This window comes from Afipia birgiae 34632 (assembly GCF_000308295.2).
GTDB lineage: Bacteria > Pseudomonadota > Alphaproteobacteria > Rhizobiales > Xanthobacteraceae > Afipia > Afipia birgiae.
The window spans coordinates 1,961,053-1,987,640 of sequence record NZ_HG326652.1 but is presented as its reverse complement, the minus strand read 5'-3'; the positions used below and the strand labels follow the sequence as shown (position 1 = coordinate 1,987,640).

Sequence of the window (26,588 nt, the reverse complement as noted above, 5' to 3'; positions counted from 1 at the left end):
GAATCCTCGCGTGCATTGCAACGAATTTAAACACAAAAGCCGTTCGTTGTTCCAGAGATTGACAAATCGACGCATTTATTAATTTCAGTTGACTAGACGCCCGGCAAACGAAGTATGTATGACATCATGCAGCCAAATCTAGACATTATGCAGCCAAATCTAGACATTTCGGAGATGTTCGCGGATCGCCAATTCCAGCGCAACGCTCTGCACACGCGATATCTGAACGAACAGCTTGTCCGGGTTCTCAAAACCATCGGTTATGACGTCGGCTTCCAGCGCGGGCAGGGACAGTATCTGTTCGATCGTGACGGTGATCGCTACCTCGATCTCTTGAGCGGATTTGGCGTCTTTGCACTTGGCCGCAATCATCCGATCGTCAAAGACGCTCTCAAGAGCGTCCTTGACAGCGACCTGCCCAATCTCGTTCAGCTCGATCTGTCCACGCTGGCCGGCATTCTGGCCGAGCGCCTGATCGCGCATGTGCCCTATCTCGATAAGGTGTTTTTTGCGAATTCAGGGACGGAATGTGTCGAAGCTGCGATTAAGTTCGCGCGCGGCGCGACTGGCCGCGCCGGTATTGTCTATTGCGACCATGCCTATCATGGGCTGTCCTACGGCGCGTTGTCTCTGACTGGCGACAGGAATTTCCGCGATGGCTTCGGTCCGCTGCTGCCGGAGTGCACCTCGATTCCGTTCAATGATCTTGCCGCACTCGAGCAGGCGCTGGCTTCTCGCCAGGTTGCGGCCTTTATCGTCGAGCCCATTCAGGGCAAGGGCGTCAACATGCCCGACGACGGTTACCTCGCGGGCGCCGCGGCGTTGTGCAAGCGTTACGGCACGCTGTTCGTGGCTGATGAAATCCAGACCGGCTTGGGTCGCACCGGGCGTTTCCTTGCAGTCGAACACTGGAGTGTCGAACCCGACATGGTGCTGCTGTCGAAGTCGCTCTCCGGTGGTCACGTGCCGGTCGGAGCCGTGCTGACGCGCAAGGCGATTTTCGACAAGATTTTCGATCGAATGGACCGTGCTGTTGTGCACGGATCGACGTTTTCCAAGAACGATCTCGCCATGGCTGCCGGGATCGCGACGCTGGAAGTGCTCAAGCAGGAAAAGGTGATCGAAAACGCAGCAGCGCGTGGCGCCGAGCTACTTTCGGCGCTGTCCGCAATGGTTCCGCGTTACGAGTTGCTCAAGAATGTGCGCGGCAAGGGGCTCATGCTCGGCGTCGAGTTCGGGCCGCCGAAGTCGCTGGCGCTCAAGGCGTCCTGGACGATGCTGGAAGCGGCGAGCAAGGGCCTGTTCTGTCAGTTGATTACCATTCCGCTGTTCAAGGATCACAAGATCCTTAGTCAGGTGTCCGGCCACGCCAGCCACACGATCAAGCTGCTGCCGTCGCTCACGATCACGCAGGATGACTGCAACTGGGTCACGGGTTCGTTCGATTCAGTGATCGAAAGCAGCCATCGCGTGCCGGGTGCGATCTGGTCGTTGGGCAAGACGCTGGTCGATAACGCAGCAAGAAAATCAGCCTGACCACGTCAGGCTGATTGGTTTGGCTCATTCAACAAGTGTGGAAGCGCGGTCGCTTACTGGCCGTGGCTGCGCAGAACCGCATCGCATTTCTTGCTGATCTTCGGGCGGTTAGCCTGCAGGCAGCCCAGGATCACGAAATCGCCATCGTTCATCACGGTACGGCAGTGACGTGAGACGTCCGGAGCGCAGGCCTTCTGTTCTTCCGGTGTGCCGCTGCGCTGTGGGGCCTGCGCATACGCGCCCACAGTTGCCGAGACGAGCAGGGTGGTCGCGAGAAGTGCTTTGAACATCATAATCCCTTGGGTCCAGCGTTCGAATTGACCGAACTATAGGTCGAACACGTCAGAATGCCAGATACAAGTCTTTCGCGTCGGGATAAGGGCGGCGTATTTCCGCAGGTGTGGCGTCGCTGCAAGGCCTTCTTCGCGGCAGCAGCATAACGGAACGCGAGTTGTCGCCACATTTCCCTTGGTGTTCGGTGGCGCGCCATGCGCCGGCTTTGAAATCCAGATCTAGTGAGCCGAAATTTTCGTCGGTGTAATCGGGTTCCGCCTTACGAGCAGGAGGGCAAGGATCACCGTCGGAACCAGAATTGCGAGGCCCAGCGCCATGATCTGCAATTGCGAGATCGGCATGATGCCTCCGCCCGGCGTAGCGATTGTGAAACCGCCGACGATCAGCAGCACACGAAGCGGCCATTCCATAAAGCCCGCCCGCCGGAGATCGCCGACATACGCCTGATAACCCTGGATGCCTCCGCAGATAAAGACGATTCCGAAACATGCGATGGCCGTGAGACCGAGCGCCTCAAGATACGGATTTTCGCCCTGGAGCAGCAGCGCGGGATTCAGCACAAAGAAGAAGGGGATGAAGTAAATGATGCTGCCCACCCACATGCTTTCCCATCCGGTTTTCATGGCTGGTGCTCCGGCTATACCGGCGGCTGCAAACGATGCGATGGCGACTGGCGGCGTGATCGACGAGAGCATGCCCCAATAGAAGATGAACATGTGTACGGCCATCTTGTTGAGGCCGAGCTTCTCCAGCGCCGGTGCCACCAGGATTGCCAGAAAGATGTAGCAGGACGTGGTCGTCAGTCCGAGCCCCAGAATAAGGCTCGTGATCGCGCACATGATCAGCAACAGGAAGGCGTCGCCGCCCGCGATCTTGAGAAGATCATTGGCGAGACTCGAGATCACGCCGGTCAGGGAGAATGCGCCGATCAGCAAGCCGCAGCCCGCCAGGATCGCGATAAGCTCCACGAAAGTCTTTCCGTTCAATTCCAGGAATTGAAGCCACCGGCCGCCCCCCCAGTTCTTTCCCGGAAAGAACTCATTCATGAGGGCCAGAATGCACATCCCCCACAGGAAGGGATTGCCGATATCAAACCACAGCATGGCGACAGTCAGCGCAATCGACAGTAACAGGACTGCGGTGTTGGCGCGTTTCCAGGGCGCGGGTACCGACCATTGATGCAGGATGACCAGCAACGCGGTTGCATAAAAAGGCGCGTGGCTCTCGCGTTTGAAGTAAAGCAGCATCACGACGAGGACGATGATGACGAAGAGGTAGTACCACCCCTCCTTGAATGCGTCCCAAAAGCGCGGCAACTCTCTGCGTGGCAATCCCTTGAGTTGGTGGCGGGCTGCGTAGGCGTCGACCTGCGCGAACAAGCCGAAATAGTAAAGAACTGACGGAATAGTTGCCGCCAATGCAACGTCCGAGTAACCCGTATTCAGATACTGAGCCATGACGAACGCGGTAGCCCCAAGCACCGGAGGCGCAAGGACAGCGCCGGTGGAGGCGCATGCTTCGACCGCGGCGGAATAGGACGGCGTGAATCCTGTTTTCTTCATCGCCGGGATCGTCATGGTGCCCGCGGTGAGGACGTTCGACACGATGCTTCCGCCTACTGTGCCGAGAAGACCGCTTGCGAAGACGCAGACCTTGGCGGCGCCGCCACGAAATGTTCCGCAGAGCGCGAATGCAATGTTGATGAAGAATTTGCCCGCGCCGGTCATCATCAGCGCCGTGCCGAACACAAGGAAGCCGATCACGGTGTCCGCAAACGCCTGGATCGGAATGCCGAGCAGGCTTTCGCCCGAGAGCATGTGATAGGCCGTTGTCTGCTCAAGCGTGGACTGTGTGCCCCGGAACGGCCCCAGCCACTTTGCGTCTGCGAACAGTGGATAGAGTGTAAAAGGGAGTACGCTCAGAAGCAGGCTCCAGCCGCCGGTGCGGCGCAACGCTTCCATGAGAACGAACCACATCACAAGACCGGCGGCGATCACGTTCCATGGGGCTCCCTCAAATTCCCAGCCGAGCGCTGCGGCCTTGCGGATGTTCATCATCAGCCAGATCGCGGCGCCGCAGGTCAAGACGAATAGCAAGGCGTCATACCAGGGGATGCGGTCGAGCGGCGCCCTGCTGGAGCCGGGAAAGATCAGGAATGTGAACGGCAACATCAGCGCAATGAGCAGATAGAAATATTCGGTGTTGAGCTGCGTGAAATCCATGAAGAAGCGCAGCGAGAATTGCTGGTTGATGCACAGGAAGATCGTTGCGGCTGTTGCCACCAGCAACGCCCAGCGCCATGCCCCACGCAGGGTCCTTACGCGCGTGACCTCGGATTCCTGAAGGTCGGCAACAGCGGCGTGCGGATCGCTGATCTGGATTGTCTCTGGTGCGGCTGCTCCGGCAACCGCCATCGATGCGGAGGCCGGAGCGCCTTTGTTGTCGGACGTGGCTGTCATGATCGATCCCGGATTAAATGGTAGCGCCGTCCGTCATGCAGAGATCGAAGTCGCTAGTCTTCAAAGCCGTTCGGCATGTTCGCCTTCGCGAGAGCTGCCTTGCGTGCGGCCATCCATCCGGAAAGGAATGCAGGCGGTTCTCCTGGTGCGCTTGCGGTGTTGTAGGCCTTCCATGCGTCAGCGAGAACACCTTGCCGTTTGATCAGGTCGTTGTTGTATTTCTCGTCGGCGTCGGTCCAGTTGCCGGCTTCCTTCAGTGCCTTGGCCGCGCCGGGATGGAATGGGATAACCCACTGCTTGGTCTGGCGCTTGGCTTCAAGACCGACCGAACCGGGTGAAGAATCCTTGTAGCTATCGAAGCCGTCGATCATCGCCTTGGTGATGGAATAAACCTGATCCACAGGTTGCGTCGCATAAGTGGTCGCGATCGGATAAGGATAGGTGGCGAGCTGCTGAGGCTTGGAGGCTTCGATGGCTGCGCCGCAGGTCGTCACGTGGGGGTTAAAGAATGCCCCGACCTTCTTGACGCGTGCCCATGCCTCCTTGTCTTCTGGCGGAAGCGGCGGCCAAACCAGACCGCGGGGCGAGTTCTCAACTTCCTTCGCTGGGCCGGTCACGGTGGAGGCGAATGCGCCGTCGGCATCGTTGTTGACGAGGCCTTTCCACATCGCACCGTAGCTTGCGAATTCAACAATCTTGACGTCCTTCTGCGTAAGGCCGCCATAGGCGATGATCGCGAGTGCGTTCTGGTTCAGGGCAGGCGAGCCGACCACGAAGCCAAGCCGTTTGCCGCGGAAATCCTTCCACTCCTTGACGCCGGCATCCTTTGTCACGCCGACGGAGAGGCCGTTACAGTCGACCGTCGAGAGGGTCATCTGCAGCGCCTGCGGGCCCCATTCCTTGACGCCAAACTCGAACACGCCTTCCTGCGCAAAATAAACGCCCGTGCCCATCCAGGCCAGGACTGCGCGATTTGCGCGGAGTGGAGCAAGACGTGCGACGTCGTTGCCGGCCGGAAGTACGCGAACGTCGGAGCCGTATTTGTCCTTCATCATCTTGCCGACGCCAACGGCGATGTTGAAGCCGGATGTGCCGGTGTCGTAAGCGGTGAATGCCATCGTCGGCGCGAGTTTGACCTCTTGCGCCAGCACTGGCGAAATCGCCGTGCTCGCAACAACCATCGCTGCAACTGTCGTGATACCTCGCCTCATAACTCCCCCTCCCATTTGCTTTCGCTGTTCGAAATGCTTTTTTTGATTTTGCCGGATCATGTCATCGTGCAGGCACCAGTGCAACGGCTGCAAGCCTACTAAGGTGGACTAGACAGTTTGTCGCGGAGAGGCCGCGCATTACGCTTCGAGCGTCGCGATCGTCTGCCCCTCAGCCACGACGTCGTCGACGCTGACAAGAATGGATTTGATTTTTCCTGCGGCGGGCGAGGGGACGGGAATTTCCATCTTCATGGCTTCGACGAAGACGACGTCGTCACCGATTCCGATGCTGCCGCCCATGCTCGCTGCAATCGCGCAAACGCGCCCGGCAACCTCGGTGACGATCTTGATCTCTGCCACTGATTTTCCCCCATCCGCTTCGTGCAGGGCATGCACGCGCGGCTTGTTGTTGTGACGAAAGATTGCCCGAGGTAGCGTGTTCCGCAAGGGGAAACTTTACTCCGCAGAATAGAACAGGAATGTTCGCGGTGCGTACGCCAAGGAGTGACGATGAACTGGAAGCCTGAACTTGACGAACTCGCGCGGCGCGAAGCATTTGCGAAAGAGATGGGCGGCGCAGACAAGGTCAAGCGGCAGCACGATCAGGGCCGGCTCACCGTTCGCGAACGCATCGACAAGCTGGTCGATCCGAAGAGCTTTCACGAGATGGGAGCGATTTCAGGCACAGCCGAGTACGACGAGAAGAATGAGTTGAAGACGCTCACTCCGGCCAACTGCGTGTTCGGCCGCGGCAAGATCGACAAACGCCCCGTTGTGGTGGTCGGCGATGATTTCACTGTGCGCGGCGGTTCGGCGGATGCGTCGATCTCTGCAAAGCCGACAATGGCCGAGCAGATGGCGCACGATTTCCGGATGCCGATCATCCGCGTGATCGAAGGGTCCGGCGGCGGCGGCTCGGTCAAAACTATTGAAACGAAGGGCGCGGCGAATCTGCCGGGCGGCGTCGGTGGCACGACCTGGTATTGGTACACGACGGCGAACATGGCGCGTGTGCCTGTCGTGGGTCTCGGTCTTGGATCGGTTGCAGGTCTTGGCGCGGCGCGCCTCGCAGCCAGTCATTATTCAGTCATGACCAAATCATCTGCGATGTTTGTTGCCGGTCCACCGGTGGTTGCGCGTCTCGGACAGTCGCTCGACAAGCAGGAGCTTGGCGGCTGGCAGATTCAGACCAAGGCCGGCGGCGTCGATCACGCGGTCGATACCGAGGAGGAAGCGTTTGAGTGCGCGCGGAAGTTTCTGTCTTACTTGCCGTCGTCGGTGTTCGATGTGCCGCCCACCACGCCTTGCAACGATGATCCGGAGCGCAGCGACGAAGCGCTGCTCAACATCGTGCCGCGTAGCCGCAAGCAGATCTACAAGATGCGGCCCATCATCGAGTCGGTGGTCGACAAGGGATCATTCTTCGAGATGGGCCAGAATTTCGGGCGCTCGGTAATCGCCGGATTCGCACGGTTCGACGGCCGCGCCGTGCTGTTGCTGGCGAGCGATCCTTATATCTATGGCGGATCGTGGACCGCCGAAGCGTGCCAGAAGGTGGTGCGCTTTGTCGATCTCGCGGAAACCTTCCACCTGCCGGTAGTCTATCTGATGGATTGCCCGGGCTTCATGATCGGGCTTGAAGCGGAGAAGGCCGCAACGATCCGGCATGGCGTGCGGGCAATGACAGCCGTCAACCAGACGACCGTGCCGTGGTGCACGATCATCGTTCGCAATTCATTCGGCGTTGCGGGAGTTGTGCATCAGCCGGCAGGCCGGTTTTCGATGCGTTATGCATGGCCATCCGCCTACTGGGGTTCGCTGCCGCTCGAGGGCGGCATCGAGGCGGCTTACCGCGCCGACATTGACGCAGCAGAAGATCCCAAGGCGAAACTCGCCGAGATCGAGGACCGGCTGAACAAGCTACGGTCGCCATTCCGCTCGGCGGAGAAGTTCTGGGTCGAGGAGATCATCGACCCGCGCAAGACGCGCTCGCTGATTTGCGAATTCGCGCGGCTCGCCGAGCCATTACGCACGCCGGGTGTTGCAAAGATGGCGATGCGGCCCTGATTATTTGGCGTCGGCGATGATCATCGCCGCGCCTTTTTCCGCGATCATTGCGGTCGGCGTGTTGGTGTTGCCCGACGTGATGGTCGGCATCACCGACGCGTCGATGACACGCAGTCCCTTGAGGCCGTGAAGGCGCAGGCGTTCGTCAACCACGGCAAGCGGATCGCTGGAGGCACCCATCTTCGCGGTTCCGACCGGATGAAAAATCGTGGTGCCGATGTCGCCGGCGGCTTTGGCCAGTGATGCATCGTCATCGCCGACGGACGGGCCGGGGAGATACTCCTGCGGATGGTAGGCGGCGAGAGCGTGCTGCTTCATCAGCCGCCGCGTGACGCGGATGGCGTCGGCAGCGACCTGTCGGTCTTCCGGGGTAGAGAGGTAGTTCGGCGCGATCGCAGGTGCCTCGTCGGGCGCATTCGACTTGATGCGCACGCTGCCGCGCGAGGTGGGCCGCAGATTGCAGGCCGCGATGGTGATGGCCGGGAAGCGGTGCAGCGGTTCGCCGAATTTGTCGAGCGACAGCGGCTGGACATGAAACTGGATGTTGGCGCGTTCCTGACGCGTATCGGATCGCGTGAAAATACCGAGTTGCGATGGCGCCATGGTCAGTGGTCCGCGCCGCCGCAGCAGATAATCGACGCCCATCCAGCCGCGCCGGAACAGATTGTAATACGTCTCGTTCAGCGTGCGGACGCCCTCGACCTTGTAGATGGCGCGCTGCTGCAGGTGGTCCTGCAGATTGCGGCCGACACCCTGACGATCCAGCACGGTGTCGATACCGAGCGGCGAGAGCCATTCCTGCGGGCCGATGCCGGAGCGATGCAGAACCTGCGTCGAGCCGATGGAACCGGAGCAAAGGATCACCTCGCCCTGCGTTCGCGCTTCGATGGTCTCGCCGTTTTGGCGGAAGCGCACGCCAACGGCGCGGCCGTTCTCGACGATCACCGTGTCGACCAGCACGTTGGTTTCCAGCCGCAGGTTTGGCCGCGCCAGTGCAGGCTTCAAAAATCCTCGTGCCGATGACCAGCGCCGGCCGCGTTTCTGGTTGACGTGAAAGTATCCGATGCCTTCGTTGTCGCCGGTATTGAAATCTGGTGTCTTGCGGATTCCCATTTCATGCGCGGCGTCAGCGACGGCATCCAGTACTTTCCATGACAGACGCGGCGCTTCGATCCGCCAGCCGCCGCCAATGCCGTGATGCTCGCTCTCGCCAAGAAAGTGATCTTCAAGTTTCTTGAATGCGGGCAGCACATCGTCCCAGCCCCAGCCACTCAGTCCAAGCTGCCGCCAGTGGTCGTAATCGGCAGCTTGCCCGCGCATGGAGATCATGGCGTTGATTGCGGATGATCCGCCGATCACCTTGCCGCGTGGATAGGCCAACGCGCGGCCGTTGAGACCGGCCTCAGGTTCGGTCTTGAACATCCAGTCGGAGCGGGGATTGCCGATGGCGAACAGATAACCGACCGGGATGTGAAACCAGATCCAGTTGTCCTTGCCGCCGGCTTCGAGAATGAGCACGCGTTTGCGGGGATCTGCCGAGAGACGATTGGCGACGATGCAACCGGCGGTCCCTGCGCCGACGACGATATAGTCGAAATCCCCCTCGATACGTTTCGCCATTCCCTGTCCTGCGTTTCTCTAGTCAAATTGAAGGCTTTTCTTCTTATGACCCCGGCCGGGGTTCGCTGTACAGTGTGGTTCCGCGCAAGTCCCGTTTGCGCGGATGTTGGGTCCCCTGCGGGCTCATGCTAGTTTTCCTTTTTCGAGCCGTTTTGTGAGGTTACCGCCGTGCCTATCCTCAACCGCATCGCCGATCTGCAACCCGAAATCATGGGCTGGCGCCGCGATCTGCACGCCCATCCGGAGTTGATGTACGACGTGCATCGCACTGCGGCATTCGTTGCCGACCGCCTGCGGGAGTTCGGTTGCGATGAAGTCGCGACGGGTCTTGGGCGCACCGGTGTGGTTGGCGTCATCAAGGGGCGTAAGCCCGTCAATGGCGGTGACCTGAAAGCCATTGGCCTGCGTGCCGATATGGACGCGCTGCCGATCGAGGAAGAAACCGGCGTCGCCTATCGCTCGACCGTGCCTGGCAAGATGCACGCCTGCGGTCATGACGGTCACACCGCAATGCTGCTGGGTGCCGCACGCTATCTCGCTGAGACGCGGAATTTCGCGGGTGACGCGGTGATGATCTTCCAGCCCGCCGAGGAGGGCGGTGCGGGAGCCGAAGCCATGATCAAGGACGGTCTGATGGACCGTTTCAAGATCGAGCAGGTCTACGGTATGCACAACAGTCCAGGCATGCCGATCGGCACATTTGCGACGCGCGTCGGACCTGCGATGGCGGCGACGGATCACATCAACATTCATATCGAAGGTCTGGGCGGGCACGCGGCGCGTCCGCACAAGAGCATCGACTCGGTGCTGGTCGGCGCCCAGTTGATCACTGCCCTTCAGTCGATCGTGTCCCGCAGCGTCGATCCGCTCGACGCAGCGGTGATTTCGATCTGCGAGTTCCATGCCGGGAACGCCCGCAACGTCATCCCGCAGACGGCGGAATTGTTTGGCACCGCGCGCACGCTGACGCCCGAGGTGCGTGATCTGATCGAGCAACGGGTGCGCGAGGTCGTGAACGGGGTCGCACAGCTCTCTGGCGCGAAGATCACGCTGGACTACGAGCGCAGCTATCCGGTGCTGGTCAATCATCCCGCGGAGACCGGAATCGCTGCCCGGGTCGCGGCTGATATCGCGGGCGAGAGCAATGTCAGTTCGGAGATTCCGCCGGTGATGGGCGCGGAAGACTTCGCCTATATGCTGGAAGCGCGGCCCGGCGCCTTCATCTTTATCGGCAATGGCGACAGCGCCGGGCTCCATCACCCGGCCTATAACTTCAATGACGACGCCATCATCTATGGCTCGTCCTACTGGATCAAACTGGTGGAGACCCAGCTCGCAGGCTGACCCGGGCGAGCGGAGGCGGAAACTGCTTCATGCCATTTACGCCGTAGGAACGAAGCGCATCACCTCGCGTTGAGAGGCGGGAAGCATCCTGTCACCATCAACCAGAGTGAGGACGCCATGTCCGCAGCAAAAGACAAAGACCTCAACGACCTGTTCCTTGATACCCTCAAGGACATGTATTTCGCCGAGAAGCACATCCTCAAGGCGCTGCCGAAAATGGCCAAGGCCGCGCATTCCAGTCAACTGCGCGCTGCGTTCGAGAAGCATGAAGGCGAGACAGAAGACCATGTGGAACGGTTGGAGAAGATTTTCGATCTAATGGACAAGCCGGCCCGAGGAAAAACCTGCGAGGCCATCCAAGGCATTTTGGATGAAGGCAAGGAAATCATGGACGAGTACAAAGGCACCGAAGCGCTGGATGCTGGGTTGCTTGCGGCGGCGCAGGCGGTCGAGCACTACGAGATTTCGCGCTACGGAACCTTGAAGGCATGGGCGAACAAACTCGGCATGGCCGAGGCGGCGAAACTGCTCGACGAAACTCTCCAGCAGGAACACAAGACGGACGAGGCACTGACCAGTCTGGCCCTTGCCGCAGTGAATTCCGAGGCGATGGCGGCCTGACAAGCCGTTCCGGCAGGCGATCATTCGTCCGGCATCTCATCAGGAACGCCGGACGTTGCCGCGTGGCCGGCGAAAGTGGCGCACCGCGATCTAAGTTATTGTTTAAAAAATGGAAAACTTAATCCGTGGAGTCCATTGACTCGCAGGCTTGTATTAGCTTTATATTAGAACATATCATGAACAAACAAGTCCGTCATTCGTTCAATCCGATGCGAATGACGGACCCGGATTTCCAGGAACGGCGCATGACCGGCGTACGCATGAACACGCTTGCGTCCCTGCGAGGGACCATCGGCCGCCTTGAGGGCGAACCGGATGGTCTTGCGCGCGTGGCGCTCGGCCATGCCTCGGCTGACGCTGTGCTGCAGGGCGGGCTGGCGCGGGGCGCGCTGCATGAGGTGTTCGCGGAAGGCGGCCGTCACGGTACCGCGGCGACAGGTTTCATCGCGGGTGTTGCCCATCGCCTGGCTGGGCGGCGGCCGCTGGTGTGGGTGCGGCAGGATTTCGCGGAACGGGAATCCGGCGCGCTGTCCATGAGCGGGCTGCAGGAACTCGGGCTCGATCCGCGTCTTCTGGTGACGGTGCGGGCGACAGATGCCGAGACGGCGCTGCGCGCTGCGGCCGATGCGATCGCCTGCGATGCGCTGGGCGCGGTGGTGCTCGATGTCTGGGGAGAGGTGCGTGCGCTTGATCTGGTGACGAGCCGCAGGCTGACGCTGGCTGCGCGCGCCTCGAACGTTGCGTGCCTGGTGCTGCGCACGGCGGCGATGCCATCCGCCAGCACGGCGGAGACGCGCTGGGCGGTGCGGTCAGCACCATCGCCATCCGCAATGGAGGCGTGGGGCGCGCCGATGCTCGATGCACAGCTTGTTCGCAACCGTCACGGCCAGACCGGACGATGGATCATGGAGTGGAAATGTGATGAGGGCCTCTTCCGTGAACCGGCGGCGTATCCTCAGCCTTTGGCTGCCGCGCCTGCCGACCGACCGATTGAAGCGCCAGCTTTCGGGGCAAGACGCCGCGCCGGATGATGCGCGTCCTTGTGTCGTTGTCGCGAAGCTGAACAACGCGCTGCAAATCTCGGCGCTGAACGACGCTGCCGCGAATATCGGCCTGGAGGTTGGCCTGCCGTTGGCGAATGCGCGCGCGGTCTGTCCCGACGTGCAGGTGTTCGACGCCGACGAGGCGGCGGACAGGAACCTGCTGGAAGCTGTCGCCGACTGGTGCGACCGTTTCACGCCGCTGGTGGCGCTCGATCGGTTTGATGGATTGCTGCTCGATATCAGCGGTTGCGCACATCTGTTCGGCGGTGAGGCCACGATGCTGCGCACGCTCTGTGCCTCGCTCGACCGGCAGGGTTTTGTCGTCAACGCGGCGATTGCGAGTACGCCGGTTTGCGCGCGCACCATGACGCGGGCCACGCGGGCTTGCATCGTGCCGGACGGCGAGGAGGCGCGCGCCGTCGCGCCGTTGCCGGTGTTTGCGCTCGGCGCCGATGATGCGATCACGCGCGGGTTGCGGCGGGCAGGCTTGAAGACCATCGGCGATGTTGCGTCGCGGGCGCCGCATGAAATTTCCGCGCGGTTTGGGGCTGCGTTCACCAGCCTGTTGCAGCAGGCGCTGGGGCAGGGCGATGCGCCGATCAGCCCGCGCAAGCCGCCGCCGGATTTCATGGTGGAGAAGCGTTTCGCTGAACCCGTCGCCACCGACAATGTCATTGCGGCGATCCTGTCCGGTCTGGCGCAGATGCTGGTCGCGGCGATGGACAAGCAGGGCAAGGGTGCGCGACAGTTAGAAGCGAGTTTTTTCCGCACCGACGGCGCGGTGCGGACCATCGCGGTGGAAACCGGACAACCTGTCACCAAGGTCAGCGTTGTCGATCGCCTGTTTCGTGAGCGATTGGATGCGCTGGCCGATCCGCTCGATCCGGGATTCGGCTTCGACCTCATTCGCCTGTCAGCCAGTCGCGTCGAGATCGTGGTCCAAGAGCAGCGCGACTTCGATACGCGTGCACAAGACAACGATGAAGTCGCAGCATTGGTCGATCGTCTTGCGGCGCGCATCGGCGGCAAGCGTGTCGTGGTGCATCTGCCGCTGGACACGCACATTCCGGAACGCGCCGTCGTTGCAACGCCCGCGCAGCAAAATCTTGCTGCGGCTTCTGTTGCCGAATGGCCTGTGCGTGCCGAGGCCGAGCCGCCGCTGCGTCCGTTGCGTCTGTTCGAGCGGCCGGAGGAAATCGAAGTGATGGCAGCGGCTGTTCCTGACGGACATCCGCCGCGATTCAAGTGGCGTCGTGCGACCCATGCGGTGGTGCGGGCGGAAGGTCCCGAACGGATCGCCATGGAATGGTGGAGGCATAAGGGAGAATCCCTGACGCGGGATTATTTCCGTGTCGAAGATGCGGAAGGAATGCGCTTCTGGATCTATCGCGACGGTCTCTACACCGAGCCTGTGTCTGAGAAAGATGAACCCATTCCTCCCAAATGGTTTATGCACGGACTGTTCGCATGAAAGCCACCGACTACGCGGAAATCGGCATTACGACCAATTTCTCGTTCCTGCGTGGCGGTTCGCAGCCGCAGGAATATGTGCATCAGGCAAGCGAGCTTCTCTTGCCGATCATTGGCATTGCCGATCGCAACACGCTGGCCGGTGTCGTTCGTGCTTACAAGGAACTCGAAAGTCCAGAGGTCTCATGCAAGCCGAAATTGCTGATCGGTTCGCGTCTGGTGTTCATGGACGGAACCCCGGATATTTTGATCTATCCGCGCGACCGTGCCGCCTATGGCCGGCTGTGCCAGTTGTTGACGCGCGGCAAGCTCAAAGCCGGGAAGGGCGAGTGTCATCTCGCATTCGATGACCTGCTGGATTTTGCTGAAGGGCAACTGCTCGTTGTGACGCTGCCGCATCGCTTTGAAGTCACAGCAAACCTGAAGGTCCTCGATCGGTTGAAGCGCAGTCGTGCTGATGGGGTCTGGCTCGCGGCAAGTCTGCTGTATCGCGGCGATGACAGGCGGCGTTTGACGAAGCTCCAGAGGGTCGCTTCAACGGCCCGCATTCCGCTGCTGGCAACCAACGAGGTACTTTATCATCATCCGGCGCGCCGTCCCCTGCAGGACGTCCTGACCTGCATCCGGGAAAAGACGACGATCATGAATGCCGGCAAGCGGCTCGAAGCCAATGCCGAGCGGCATCTGAAGCCCGGCTATGAGATGGCGCGTTTGTTTCGTGACTACCCGGGCGCGATTGCTGAAACCATGTGCTTTGCAGAGCGCATCAGTTTTACGCTCGACGAGTTGAAATATCAGTATCCGGATGAGCCTGTGCCGCCGGGCAAGACGGCGCAGCAGCATCTCAAAGACCTGACATGGGCGGGAGTCGACAAATATTTCCCTAAAGGAACCGATGACAAGCTGCGCGCCACGTTGAACAAGGAGCTCAGGCTGATCGAAAAGCTCGATTATGCGCATTACTTTCTGACGGTTCACGACATCGTTTGTTACGCGCGTTCGCAGGATATTCTCTGTCAGGGCAGGGGATCGGCCGCCAATTCCGCCGTCTGTTACATGCTTGGCATCACCTCGGTGAATCCCGTCGAGACGGATGTGCTGTTCGAACGCTTTATTTCGGAGGAGCGGCTGGAGCCGCCGGACATTGACGTCGATTTCGAGCATTCGCGCCGCGAGGAGGTGATGCAATATGTCTACAGGCGCTATGGTCGCCACCGCGCAGCAATCGTCGCAACCGTAATTCACTATCGTCCGCGCAGCGCCATTCGCGATGTCGGAAAAGCTCTCGGATTGACAGAGGATGTTACCGCTGCGCTGGCGGATACGGTGTGGGGAATCTGGGGGACAGGCGTCAGCGACATGCAGATCAGGCAGGCAGGATTCGACCCGCAAAACGGGATGATCCGCCGCGCAGTCGAGCTCGCCACCGAGCTGATCGAATTTCCCCGACATCTGTCGCAGCATGTCGGCGGCTATGTGCTGACGCAGGACCGGCTCGACACCTATGTGCCCATCGGCAACGCCGCGATGGACGATCGCACTTTCATTGAGTGGGACAAGGACGATATCGATACATTGAAGATGATGAAGGTGGATGTGCTGGCGCTCGGCATGCTGACCTGCATCCGCAAGTGTTTCGATTTCATCGCGGATCACAAAGGCGAGCGCTATGAGCTGGCGGACATCAAGGCGGAAAATAAAGACAGCAGTGAAGTCTTCGACATGCTGTGCAGGGGCGAATCTCTCGGCGTGTTTCAGGTCGAGAGCCGCGCGCAGATGAACATGCTGCCGCGCCTGAAGCCGCGCACGTTTTATGATCTTGTGATCGAGGTGGCCATTGTGCGACCCGGACCGATCCAGGGCAACATGGTGCATCCGTACCTGAAACGGCGAAGCATGAAGCCGGAGGAGATCGAATATCCTTATCCAAAAGGTGGGAACAAGGACGAACTGAAGCAGGTGTTGCACAAGACTCTCGGCGTGCCGCTGTTTCAGGAGCAGGCGATGCGCATTGCCATGCAGGCAGCGGAATTCACGCCCGAGGAAGCCAATGGATTGCGCCGGGCCATGGCGACGTTTCGTAATGTCGGCACGATGCCGAAATTCGAAAGACGTATGGTCGATCGCATGATCGCCCGGGGCTACGATCCTGAATTCGCGGTGAGTTGCTTTGACCAGATCAAAGGGTTCGGAAGCTATGGCTTCCCCGAAAGCCACGCGGCTGCTTTCGCGCAGCTTGTCTATGTGTCGTCATGGCTCAAGCATTATCATCCCGATGCTTTTTGCTGCGGCCTGCTGAACTCGCAGCCGATGGGTTTCTACGCGCCCGCGCAGATCGTGGGTGACGCACGCAAAAATGGCGTCGAGGTGCGCGAGATCGATGTGTCGTTCAGCTTTGGCCAGAACACTCTGGAAGAGAGGTCTGGAAATTGTTGCGCCGTGCGGCTCGGCTTTCGTCAGATTGACGGCTTCGAAGTGTTTGATGTCGATGACAGGCTTTCCGAGAAGTTCGGAAAATCTGAGAAAAAACCGCGCCATGATTACTGGGATCAACGGATCGTTGCCGCCCGTGCGCAAAAGCCGTTCGCCTCGCTGGAGGATTTTGCGCGCGAGACGCGGCTGCCGAAGCGTGCCCTGATCCTGCTGGCCGATGCCGATGCGTTCCGCTCTCTGGGGCTCGATCGGCGCGAAGCCTTGTGGACGGTGCGGCGTCTGCCGGACGATGTCCCGCTGCCGCTTTTCACCGCAGCGGCGGCGCGCGAGCAGCCCGACGAAGCCGCACAGCCGTTGCCTGCGATGCCGCTGCCTGAGCAGGTCGTGGCGGATTATCAGACCATCCGGTTGTCGTTGAAGGGGCATCCGATGGAATTCCTCCGGCCGATGTTGAACCAAGAGGGCGTGGTAGCATGTGAGGCGATTGCTCATGCCCGCGACAAGCAACATGTCCGTTGCGCCGGTGTTGTGCTGGTGCGGCAGCGGCCCGGCAGCGCCAAGGGCGTCGTCTTCATGACGCTGGAGGATGAGACCGGCATCGCCAATATCGTGGTGTGGCCAAAGGTGATGGAGAAATTCCGCAAGGAAGTGATGGGCGCTAGGCTGATCGAGGTGCAGGGGACCATTCAGAGTAGTCCGGAGAAGGTGGTCCATCTGGTGGCCGAGCATCTGTTCGACCGCTCGTACGATCTGATGAACCTTGCCAACGACGCGCTCGGCGGAAAACATCCGATCCCGCCCGGCGCGGATGTGATCGAGCCGCTGGAGGATGATCGCCGCGCGCATCCTGATAATCCTGCGCAGAGGGGGCGTCATCCGCGCAATGTCCGTATTCTGCCGCGCTCACGGGATTTCCATTGAACATCCTTGATGCAACGCACTTTCGGCGCGATGCTCCGTGGAATTCTGCCGGAGGCGTTCATGCAGTCACCTCGCGAAATCCTCTCTGATCTCTGGATTCTCGGCGGTGGTGAACCGTCCGCGATCGATATTGTCACATTGACGGGAAGCGAGCCCATACTGCCGTCGTCGTTCCGCGTTGGTGCTGCGGCGCAGGTTACGATCGCGGCCGCCGGTCTCGCCGCGGCGGAAGTATGGAAAGCCCGGAGCGGTGAGGCGCAAGGCATTTCCGTCGATATGACGCATGCGGCCGTTGAATGTCGCAGCGAGCGTTATCTGCGCGTCGATGACAAGCCGCCCCCGCCCGCCTGGGACGTCATTGCCGGTGTTTACAAAACCGGCGACGGCCGCCTTGTGCGTCTCCACACCAATTTTCCGCATCACCGCGACAACGTCTGCGAGGTCTTGAACTGCAAGCCGGAACGCGACGACGTGCAACGCGCGCTGATGCAATGGAAGGGCGAGGAATTCGAAACCGCCGCCTATGCCAGTGGCTGCGTCGTCTCGATGATGCGCTCGCATGACGAATGGCTCGCAACCTCGCAGGCGCAAGCGATCGAGCAATTGCCGCTGATCCAGATCGATAAAATCGGCGAGGCTGCACCGAGACCTTGGCCAAACGGTCGTCGTCCGCTGGCGGGATTGCGTGTACTCGATCTGTCACGCGTCATCGCTGGTCCGGTCGCGGGCCGCACCTGGGCCGTGCATGGCGCCGATGTCATGCTGATCTCGTCGCCGAACCTGCCGTCGATTCCATGGCTGGTCATCGACACCAGCCGGGGCAAGCTGACGAGCTTCGCCGATCTCAAAACGGGGCAGGGCCGGGACACGCTGCGCGGTCTGCTGGCGTCGGCGGATATTTTCTCTCAGGGCTATCGGCCACAACCCATCGCCGAACTCGGCTTCTCGCCGGAGGATGCGGCCCGGATTAGTCCCGGGATCGTTTATGTCTCGCTGAGCGCTTATGGGCATGCCGGGCCGTGGGCCGGTCGGCGCGGCTTCGATTCACTGGTGCAGACCTCGACCGGTTTCAATGACGTGGAGGGCAGGGCAGCCGGAGTCGCGGGACCGAAAGAACTGCCGATGCAGATTCTCGATCACGCCACGGGCTATCTGATGGCGTTCGGCGCAATGATGGCGCGGCTAAGACAGGCCCGTGAGGGCGGAAGCTGGCATGTCCGGGTCTCGCTGGCGCAGACCGGACGCTGGCTGCGGAATCTCGGCAGGCTCGAAAAGGGCCTTGCCGCGGTGGACCTCGCGGCGGATGATGTTTTGCCGTTCATCGAGCAAAGCTCTTCGGGTTTTGGTGCACTGCGGGGCATCCGTCACGCCGCTGTGATGTCGGCGACCCCCGCATTTTGGCAGCGTCCGGCTATGCCACTTGGCTCAGACGCCGCGGAGTGGCCGTCACGGGTCTGACGTTAACCCAAAATAATGTCCATACGGACGTTTTTGGATTGTCCAAAATCTGAAAGTGGCACTATACGCATCTGCGTCAGCTTGTCGCAAGAGTGGTTCCGTGACTGATAGAAGCTCCAGATCGCCACCCACCGCCCGGTTTCAGGGCCTGACCCGGCAACGCCTTATGATCGGTGCCGGGCTTGTCGTCCTCGCGGGTGCCGCCGCGTTCAGCTTGATGGGTGTGTCCGGCACGTCAAAACATCATTCAGATGTATCGAGCCAATCGCGGAAGGGGCTGCTGCGCTATACGCCGACGGCCGCTGAATGGGCCAGTCTGACGGTGCAGCCGGTGGTGGAGCGAGCCTTTCGCGCGGAGCACGTCACCGAAGGCAAAATCGCGGTCGATGAGGATCGCTCGACTCCAGTGTTTTCGCCTTATGCCGGCCGTGTCACCAAGCTCTTGGCCCGTCCGGGCGACAAGGTCACGCAGGGGCAGTCTCTGTTCATCATTGAGGCCGCGGACAATGTACAGGCGCAGAACGATTTCATCACCGCGTCGACCGCGTTAAACAAGGCGACGTCGCAGCTCGAACTGGCGCAGATCCAGGACAAGCGCGCCCACGATCTTTATGAGGGCAAGGCGGCGCCGCTGAAGGATTATCAGCAGTCGCAGGCGACACTGACTTCTGCACAGAATGACATGCGCTCAGCCACCACGGCCTTGGAGGCCGCACGCAACCGCCTGCGGATTCTCGGACTGACTGAAGAGGCGATTGCTGCTTTTCAGGAGAAGGGCAGCATCAATCGCGAAACGACAGTCTTCTCGCCGATCGCCGGAACGGTGGTGCAGCGCAAGGTCGGTCCGGGACAATACGTCAATGCAGGTGCGAGCGACCCCGTGTTCGTCGTCGGAGATCTGTCCACGGTCTGGTTGACGGCGTTTGTGCGTGAGACCGAAGCACCCGCCATCGAGGTCGGGCAGGAAATCGCCTTCAGCGTTCTTGCTTTCCCGGGACGCACCTTGACCGCGCGTATCAATTACGTTTCGGCTGCGATCGATCCGGCCTCACGCCGGCTGATGGTGCGCGCGACTATCGACAATCCCGGCGGTGCGCTGAAGCCGGAAATGTTCGCCAATGTCACGATCTACTCCGCCGGCGACCGTGCCGCTGTAGGCGTGCCGAAGCAGGCCTTGATCTACGAGGGCGATCAGGTCCGGGTCTGGGTGGTGCGCGACGACAAGTCCATCGAGCTCCGCCAGATCAAGATCGGCCTCGCCAATGGCGATCTGGTCGAAGTCAAGAGCAATTTGTCCCCCGGCGAGCAGATCGTTACCAAGGGCAGCCTGTTCATCGATCGTGCTGCATCCGGAAGCTAGTCTGGTCCGTGTCTTTCCCTGACGTCATCCGCTCTCGCTGAAAGACCCGGTCTCGATGGATCGTCTTGTCGCTCTCGCTGTGAACCGCCGCTACCTCATGGTGGCGCTGTTCGTCATGACGCTTGTCGGCGGCGTGATCGCTTTTCAGCAACTCAACATCGAAGCCTATCCGGATCCGACGCCGCCGATGGTCGACATCGTGACGCAAAGCCCCGGCCTGTCGGCTGAGGAGATCGAGCGCTATATCACGATCCCGATCGAGACTCAGGTCGCTGGCCTCAAGAACCTGCGCACCATCCGTACCATCTCGCTCTATGGCCTCTCTGACGTCAAACTGCAGTTCTCGTTCGATTACACCTATGACGAAGCCTTGCAGCAGGTGCTCAATCGCCTGTCGCAATTGAGCCCATTGCCGGGCAACGTGCAGCCGCAGATTTCGCCGCTGAGCCCTATCGGTGAAATTTTCCGCTACCGGCTGGTCGGCCCGCCGAACTACAGCGTGCTCGACCTGAAGACGTTGCAGGACTGGGTGTTGCAGCGCCGGTTCCGCAGCGTGCCTGGCGTGATCGACGTCACAAGCTGGGGTGGCAAGACCAAGACCTACGAGATTCAGGTCGATTTCAACAAGCTGATCGCCTATGGCCTGACGCTGCCGCAGCTGCTGCAGGCCGTCGGAAACGCCAACATCAATGTTGGTGGCAATACGGTGAACATCGGTGCGCAATCCGCCGTGGTGCGCGGTGTCGGCCTGATCCGTTCCATTGATGACCTTGCGACCACGATGATCGCGCAAAGCGGTGGAAACCCTGTTCTGGTCCGCGACGTGGCCAACGTCACCGTCGGCGAAAAACCGCGTCTCGGCATCGCTGGCATGAACATGGACGACGACATCGTTCAGGGCATCGTGTTGATGCGCCGGGGCGAGCAGAGCTCGCCGACCATTGCGCGGGTAGAGCAGCTTGTTACCTCGATCAATAAATCCAGCATCCTGCCGCCGGGCGTGCGGATCGAGCGCATTTATGACCGCAAGGATCTGATCGACACCACGACGCACACCGTTTTGCACAATATGGTGGTCGGCATGATTCTGATCGTGCTGCTGCAATGGATGTTCCTCGGCAATCTGCGCAGTGCGGTGATCGTGGGCGCCACCATTCCGTTCGCGCTGTTCTTCGCCGTGATCATCATGGTATTGCGCGGTGAATCCGCCAATCTGCTGTCGGTCGGTGCCATCGATTTCGGCCTGATCGTGGACGGCACAGTCATCATGGTCGAGGCGATTTTCCGGAGATTGTCGCAAACGACGGAGCTCTCCGCGTCGGAAGAGAGTGCGATCTCGCCGGACACCATCATGGGCATGAAGACCCATGCCATTCTCAGCGCGGCGGCGGACGTGTCACGTTCGATTTTCTTTGCTGCTGCGATCATCATCGCGGCATTCCTGCCGCTGTTCACGCTCAGCGGCGTGGAAGGTCACATTTTCGGACCAATGGCGAAAACCTATGCCTATGCGCTGGCGGGTGGACTGCTTGCGACCTTCACGATCACGCCGGCGCTGAGCGCGATCATTCTTCCCGCGCACATCCAGGAGACCGAAACCCGCGTCATGCGCTGGCTGCACCGCATCTACATGCCTCTGCTGCGGTGGGCCATCCGGAATCGAGGGATCGTGATGACGGCGGCGGGTGGACTCGTCGTTCTGACGTTTATTGGAATTCGTCTGCTTGGACTTGAGTTCTTGCCGAAGCTCGAGGAGGGCAACCTCTGGATTCGCGCCACACTGCCGCCGACCATTTCGCTTGAGGAGGGTAACTCCTACGTCAACGAAATGCGCAAGGTCATTCGTGCGCGACCGGAAGTGGAATCGGTGGTGTCGCAGCACGGGCGGCCTGATGACGGTACTGACGCTGCGGGACTGTTCAATGCGGAATTCTTCGCGCCGCTGAAGCCTGCAAGCGAATGGCCCGGTTCTCGTGACAAGGACGAATTAACCGCCGAGTTGCTGGCGCAATTGCAGAAGAGATTTCCCGGCGTCGAGTTCAATTTCTCGCAATATCTGCAGGACAACGTGGCCGAAGCAGTGTCAGGCGTGAAGGGCGAGAACTCGATCAAGCTCTATGGCAACGATCTCGTCGAACTGACCAACACGGCCAACAAGATCAAGTCGGTGCTTTCGACCGTGAAGGGCGTAACGGACCTGTCGGTTTTCACCTCGCTGGGACAGCCGACGATCCAGATCGACATCGATCGCGCCCGGGCTGCACGCTACGGGTTGTCGCCGGGTGACATCAACGCGACCATCCGCGTCGCCATTGGCGGCGACAGCGCGGGGGATCTTTACGAACCGGGGAGCGACCGCCATTTCCCGATCATCGTCCGTCTCGCGCCGGAGTATCGCAAGAGCGCCGAGGCGATTCACAATCTACGGATCGGTGCGCAGGGGCCGAGCGGAATTCAGCAGGTCCCCCTGTCGGAGGTGGCTTCGATCAAGCTGGTCTCGGGGGCGGCTTATATCTATCGCGAACAGCAGGAGCGTTACCTGCCAATCAAGTTCTCGGTGCGAGAACGCGACCTCGGCGGCGCCATTAAGGAAGCCCAGGACAAGGTCGCGGCGCAGGTCCAGTTTCCGTCCGGCTCGCGAGCCGAGTGGGTCGGCGAATTCGGCAATCTGCAGGACGCGATCAAGCGGCTGTCCGTTGTCGTTCCGATCAGTCTTGCCCTGATAGGAATCCTGCTGTGGTTTAACTTCGGATCGATGGTGGACACGCTGTTGGCCATGAGCGTCATCCCGATGGCGGTGTTCGGCGGTGTGCTCGGGCTCGTGGTCAGCGGCATTCCGTTCAGCGTGTCGGCTGCGATCGGTTTCATCGCGCTGTTCGGCATCGCGGTGATGGACGGCATTATCATTCTGTCGCAATACAATCAACTGATCGACGAGGGTGTCGACCGCATCAGGGCGGTGATCCGCACCGGCGAACTGCAGTTGCGCCCGGTGCTGATGACCTGCGCTGTCGCGGGCATTGGTCTGCTGCCGGCGGCGATGTCAACCGGCATTGGGTCTCAGGTGCAGAAGCCGCTCGCGGTCGTGGTGGTGACGGGCATGGCGGTGGCGCCGCTGGTCATCTTGATCACGCTGCCGGTGCTGATCTCGATATTCGCGCGTCGGATACGCTGAGAACGCTACCGTCCTGACGGGATGCGCACGCCGTGCCAGGCGTCCCGCACCTGATGATAGTGAACTTCAGGCAGATAGTCCGGCGTGTTGAGACCGAGCGTGCGGACATCGAGGCGGCCAATTGCACTCAGGAGTGTGTAGGATGCAATTACGCGATCGCGCTGCGCCAGAATCTGGCGAGAGCGCGCTGCGGTAAGATCCTGCTGGGAATTAAGCACGTCGATGGTGGTGCGCTGTCCCGCCTGCGCCTCGCGCCGCACGCCCTGCAAGGCAATGTTGGCAGACTTTACTTCGGCTTCGGCAGCAGCAAGCGCGACCTTGGTGCCTTCGCTGCTGACCCAGGCGCCAATCGCCGCCGTGCGCGCCTGATTTCTGACCTGTTCCAGTACGAGGCGGCTTTGCACCGCGGTTTCTTTGGCCTGTCGTGTTTGCGAAGCTGCCGTGCCGCCATCGTAGATCGGCAGGCTGAGCTGTCCGACCACGGATGCTGTATCCTCCCGCTTGGTGCCAAGCATCGTGTCGGTGTTGTAGCTGCGGTTGACATTGCCAACGACATTGGCCTGCGGCAACAGGCTACTTTCGGCCACGCTGATGGTTGTGGTGGCGACATCGACATCGTAGGTGGCGGCAAGCACCGCCGGATTTTCGCGGATCGACGTGTCGATGGCTTCCTGCCGGCTGCGTGGCACGAAGCGGTCCACTGTTTGCGCGGCCGCCAGGCTGCCGGGCGAATTGCCGATCACCTGCGCGTAGATTGCGCGGCTGGTCTCAAGCGCGACTTCAGCGGCATTCAGATCAGCAAGGCCGCGGCTCAGCCGCGCATCCGCCTGCGCCGTATCTGTTGGTGTGACGTCACCCGCGTCGAGACGTTTTTTTGTAACGCCGAGCGTTTCGCGCAGAAAGGCGACATTGCCCCGCTGGGTTTCCACCAGCGCCTGATTGGCAATCACGTTCATATAGGCAGTCACCGCGTCGAGCAGAATGCCCTGACCGGTGTTACGAAGGGCTTCGCGGCCCGAGCGGACCTGAAACTCGGCGACGCGGACACTGTTGGCTGTCTTGAAGCCGTTGAACAGGTTTTGTGTGACGGTGATGCCGATAGTCCACGGTTTTAACGTCGCGGTCTGGATCGTATTGTCAGGAAGTAAATTGCGAACCGGTTGCAACCCGGCGCTAAGACTTGCGACGATTTGCGGGCGATAACCAGCCAAGGCCTGAGGCACATTCTCGTCGTTGGCGCGCTGCGAGGCCCGCGAGGCATTGAGTGCTGGATTGGTTTGATAGGCCTTGGCGAGGGCTTCGTTCAGCGTATCGGCCCGGGCCGGGAGCGCGAAACCAACAGACAGCGTAATACCGATGACGGCGCTCGACACACCAAAGCGCCAGCCAGTGTCGCCCAACCCTAAAGCACGCCGAACCATCGTTTCCCGCAACAATCCATGATCACAGCCGCGGTGGGATTGTATCAATCCGGCACCGGCCCGCTTCATTGGTACACTGTTTAGAGGCCTATGTTCGCGCGGGCAAACCTCCAAACACAGAAAATCGAAGAGTGTGACAATGTGCACTGATTTGTTATCGGGCAGGGCGGTATTTTCTTGACCGTTTAATGCCCTATTGTGAAATTGAAGGCAGGCAAGCCCAATCGCGAGCAATTTGCCGTCCTTCCGCGTGGGTCCCCCGGCGGCGTGTCCGGCGCAGTGGATCGACAGATATCCGATGCCAAGAATCTTTTCCGACCCGGAGGCAATCGCGGACGACATCATTCGCGAGGTCGGGACAAGGCTGGTGGTCGGCCTTCCGCTAGGACTTGGCAAGGCCAACCACATCGTCAATGCGCTGTTTCGGCGCGCGGCCAGCGACCGTTCGATCCATCTGACCATTTTCACGGCCCTGACGCTGGAAAAGCCGACGCCGTCGGCTGATCTCGAGCGGCGGTTCATCTCGCCGGTAATCGACAGGCTGTTCGGCGGATACCCCGATCTCGACTATGCCAAGGCGCTCCACGCGAGGACCTTGCCGCCGAACATTGAGGTCATCGAGTTCTTCTTCCTGGCTGGCAAATGGCTCGGCAAGGCCTATCCGCAACAGCACTACATCTCGGCCAACTATACCCACGCGTCGTCCTATCTGCTGACGCGTGGCGTCAACGTGATTGCTCAGCTTGTGGCCAAGCGTGTGGTCAACGGCCAGACGCGCTACAGCCTGAGCAGCAACACAGACACGACGCTCGACCTCATGAAGGCGCGGGCAGAGGGGCGCATTGCCTTCAAGATCGTGGGGCAAGTGAACTCCGAACTGCCATTCATGCCGGGGCAGGGCGATCTGGCCGCCGACGAATTTCATGCCGTACTGGACAGCCCGGAAACCGACTTCCCGCTGTTTGCTCCGCCGTCGGAGCCAATCTCCGATACGAAATACGCGATCGGGCTTCACTCTGCGGGACAGGTACGTGACGGTGGCACACTGCAGATCGGCATCGGACAGGTCGGCGACGCACTGGCGCAAGGCCTGATCGTCCGTCATCGCGACAACGGGGCTTATCGCGGAATCATGTCGCGGCTTGCGCCCGCGCAACCGCCGCGCGAGGCGGAACCGCTCACGACAGGTCTTTACGGCGTCAGCGAAATGTTCTTCGAGGCGTTTCTCGCGCTGATCGATGCTGGCGTGTTGAAGCGTGAGGTCGATGGTGCATTGCTGCACGCCGCGTTTTTCCTCGGACCGAAGTCCTTCTACCGCGCCCTGCGTGAGATGAAGCCCGAGCAGATCGAACGTATCCAGATGGTGCCGGTGTCCTTCACCAACCAGCTCTATGGGAATGAGGACGCCAAGCGGCGCGCGCGCGTCGATGCGCGGTTCGTCAACAATGCCATGATGGCGACCTTGATGGGCGCCGCGATCTCCGACGGTCTCGATAATGGTCAGGTCGTCAGCGGTGTCGGTGGACAGTATAATTTCGTCGCGCAGGCGTTTGCGCTTGAAGGCGCGCGCTCGATGCTGACGCTGGAATCGACCCGGACTTCCGGTAAGGCAGTTGCGTCGAACATTCGCTGGTCTTACGGCCACACCACGATCCCGCGTCACTTGCGCGATGTCATTGTCACAGAGTATGGCGTCGCCGATCTTCGCGGCCAGTCGGATGCCGATGTCATCGCGGCGATGCTGAGTGTTGCGGATTCACGCTTTCAAGCCGAATTGACGCGCCAGGCCAAGGATGCAGGGAAGCTGCCGGCGACCTATGAAATACCCGCCGCCCATCGCGAGAATTTTCCGGATCGGATAGCTGCCGCCTTGAAGCCGGCCCGCGATGCAGGATTGCTGCCGATGTTTCCATTCGGCAGCGACTTTACCGATGTCGAGCAGCGGCTGATTCCTGCCTTGCAGATTCTAAAAGAAGCCACGGCCAGCAAGCTCAATCTGCTCGAGCTTGGCTGGCAGGGCTTTCGTGCGGGGCCGCCGGATGCAGAAACCGCGGCCGGTCTCGCGCGATTGCAACTCGACCGGCCTCAGTCGTTTTCGGATCGGCTCTATCGGGCGCTGGTCCATGCCGCCATTGCCCGGAGCCGCAACTAATCG

General features: G+C 60.5%; 17 protein-coding genes. 11 read left to right on the top strand and 6 right to left on the bottom strand.

Features of this window, described 5'->3' with window-relative positions:
- Positions 1-144: 144 nt before the first annotated feature.
- A complete protein-coding gene (gene hpnO / locus BN32_RS09465; RefSeq protein WP_152343908.1) occupies positions 145-1,536 on the top strand; it encodes an aminobacteriohopanetriol synthase HpnO in 1,392 nt (463 codons plus the stop codon).
- Between the two features lie 53 nt (positions 1,537-1,589).
- On the opposite strand, the gene BN32_RS09460 is transcribed toward hpnO, so the two are convergent.
- The 4 genes from BN32_RS09460 to BN32_RS09445 all read right to left on the bottom strand — a co-directional run bounded on the left by BN32_RS09460 (position 1,590) and on the right by BN32_RS09445 (position 5,860).
- Positions 1,590-1,826: a hypothetical protein gene (locus BN32_RS09460; RefSeq protein WP_040426202.1), complete on the bottom strand. Its 237-nt coding sequence runs from the start codon at positions 1,824-1,826 to the stop codon at positions 1,590-1,592.
- Between the two features lie 222 nt (positions 1,827-2,048).
- Positions 2,049-4,289, bottom strand: coding sequence for a TRAP transporter permease (locus BN32_RS09455; protein WP_019197929.1), 2,241 nt, complete (start codon positions 4,287-4,289; stop codon positions 2,049-2,051).
- Between the two features lie 53 nt (positions 4,290-4,342).
- Positions 4,343-5,500, bottom strand: a complete 1,158-nt coding sequence (locus tag BN32_RS09450) for a TAXI family TRAP transporter solute-binding subunit (RefSeq protein WP_040425606.1) — start codon at positions 5,498-5,500, stop codon at positions 4,343-4,345.
- 138 nt (positions 5,501-5,638) lie between these two features.
- Positions 5,639-5,860, bottom strand: coding sequence for an acyl-CoA carboxylase biotin carboxyl carrier protein subunit (locus BN32_RS09445; protein WP_040426199.1), 222 nt, complete (start codon positions 5,858-5,860; stop codon positions 5,639-5,641).
- 150 nt (positions 5,861-6,010) lie between these two features.
- Here BN32_RS09445 and BN32_RS09440 point away from each other — a divergent pair, with 150 nt between their 5' ends.
- Positions 6,011-7,567: an acyl-CoA carboxylase subunit beta gene (locus tag BN32_RS09440; protein WP_019197926.1), complete on the top strand. Its 1,557-nt coding sequence runs from the start codon at positions 6,011-6,013 to the stop codon at positions 7,565-7,567.
- Here the strand turns inward: BN32_RS09440 and BN32_RS09435 are convergent, their stop codons facing one another.
- Positions 7,568-9,187 (bottom strand): GMC family oxidoreductase, encoded by a 1,620-nt coding sequence (locus BN32_RS09435; protein ID WP_019197925.1) that lies wholly within the window; start codon positions 9,185-9,187, stop codon positions 7,568-7,570.
- 168 nt (positions 9,188-9,355) lie between these two features.
- On the opposite strand from BN32_RS09435, the gene BN32_RS09430 reads away from it, so the two are divergent.
- The 8 genes from BN32_RS09430 (at position 9,356) to BN32_RS09395 (ending at position 23,012) form a co-directional block, all read left to right on the top strand.
- Positions 9,356-10,531: a M20 aminoacylase family protein gene (locus BN32_RS09430; protein ID WP_019197924.1), complete on the top strand. Its 1,176-nt coding sequence runs from the start codon at positions 9,356-9,358 to the stop codon at positions 10,529-10,531.
- A gap of 117 nt (positions 10,532-10,648) precedes the next feature.
- Positions 10,649-11,152, top strand: a complete 504-nt coding sequence (locus BN32_RS09425; RefSeq protein ID WP_019197923.1) for a YciE/YciF ferroxidase family protein — start codon at positions 10,649-10,651, stop codon at positions 11,150-11,152.
- A gap of 245 nt (positions 11,153-11,397) precedes the next feature.
- Positions 11,398-12,183 (top strand): ImuA family protein, encoded by a 786-nt coding sequence (locus BN32_RS09420; RefSeq protein WP_040426198.1) that lies wholly within the window; start codon positions 11,398-11,400, stop codon positions 12,181-12,183.
- Complete coding sequence (locus BN32_RS09415) at positions 12,074-13,666, top strand: Y-family DNA polymerase (RefSeq protein ID WP_040425605.1); 1,593 nt, start codon at positions 12,074-12,076, stop codon at positions 13,664-13,666. Before BN32_RS09420 ends, BN32_RS09415 begins: the two co-directional genes overlap by 110 nt.
- Complete coding sequence (locus BN32_RS09410; RefSeq protein ID WP_019197920.1) at positions 13,663-17,019, top strand: error-prone DNA polymerase; 3,357 nt, start codon at positions 13,663-13,665, stop codon at positions 17,017-17,019. The genes BN32_RS09415 and BN32_RS09410 overlap by 4 nt, the downstream gene beginning before the upstream one ends.
- Before the next feature lie 60 nt (positions 17,020-17,079).
- Positions 17,080-18,477, top strand: a complete 1,398-nt coding sequence (locus tag BN32_RS09405) for a CoA transferase (protein ID WP_040426197.1) — start codon at positions 17,080-17,082, stop codon at positions 18,475-18,477.
- A 166-nt stretch (positions 18,478-18,643) separates the two neighbouring features.
- The gene (locus BN32_RS09400; RefSeq protein ID WP_019197918.1) at positions 18,644-19,837 is read left to right on the top strand and encodes an efflux RND transporter periplasmic adaptor subunit; all 1,194 of its coding nucleotides are present in this window, start codon (positions 18,644-18,646) and stop codon (positions 19,835-19,837) included.
- Between the two features lie 55 nt (positions 19,838-19,892).
- Positions 19,893-23,012 (top strand): efflux RND transporter permease subunit, encoded by a 3,120-nt coding sequence (locus BN32_RS09395; RefSeq protein ID WP_019197917.1) that lies wholly within the window; start codon positions 19,893-19,895, stop codon positions 23,010-23,012.
- Positions 23,013-23,017: 5 nt separating this feature from the next.
- Here the strand turns inward: BN32_RS09395 and BN32_RS09390 are convergent, their stop codons facing one another.
- On the bottom strand, positions 23,018-24,433 hold the full coding sequence (locus BN32_RS09390; RefSeq protein WP_040425603.1) for a TolC family outer membrane protein: 1,416 nt from the start codon (positions 24,431-24,433) through the stop codon (positions 23,018-23,020).
- A gap of 298 nt (positions 24,434-24,731) precedes the next feature.
- Between BN32_RS09390 and BN32_RS09385 the strand changes: the two genes are divergently transcribed.
- Positions 24,732-26,585 (top strand): acetyl-CoA hydrolase/transferase C-terminal domain-containing protein, encoded by a 1,854-nt coding sequence (locus BN32_RS09385; protein WP_040426196.1) that lies wholly within the window; start codon positions 24,732-24,734, stop codon positions 26,583-26,585.
- Positions 26,586-26,588 lie beyond the last annotated feature (3 nt).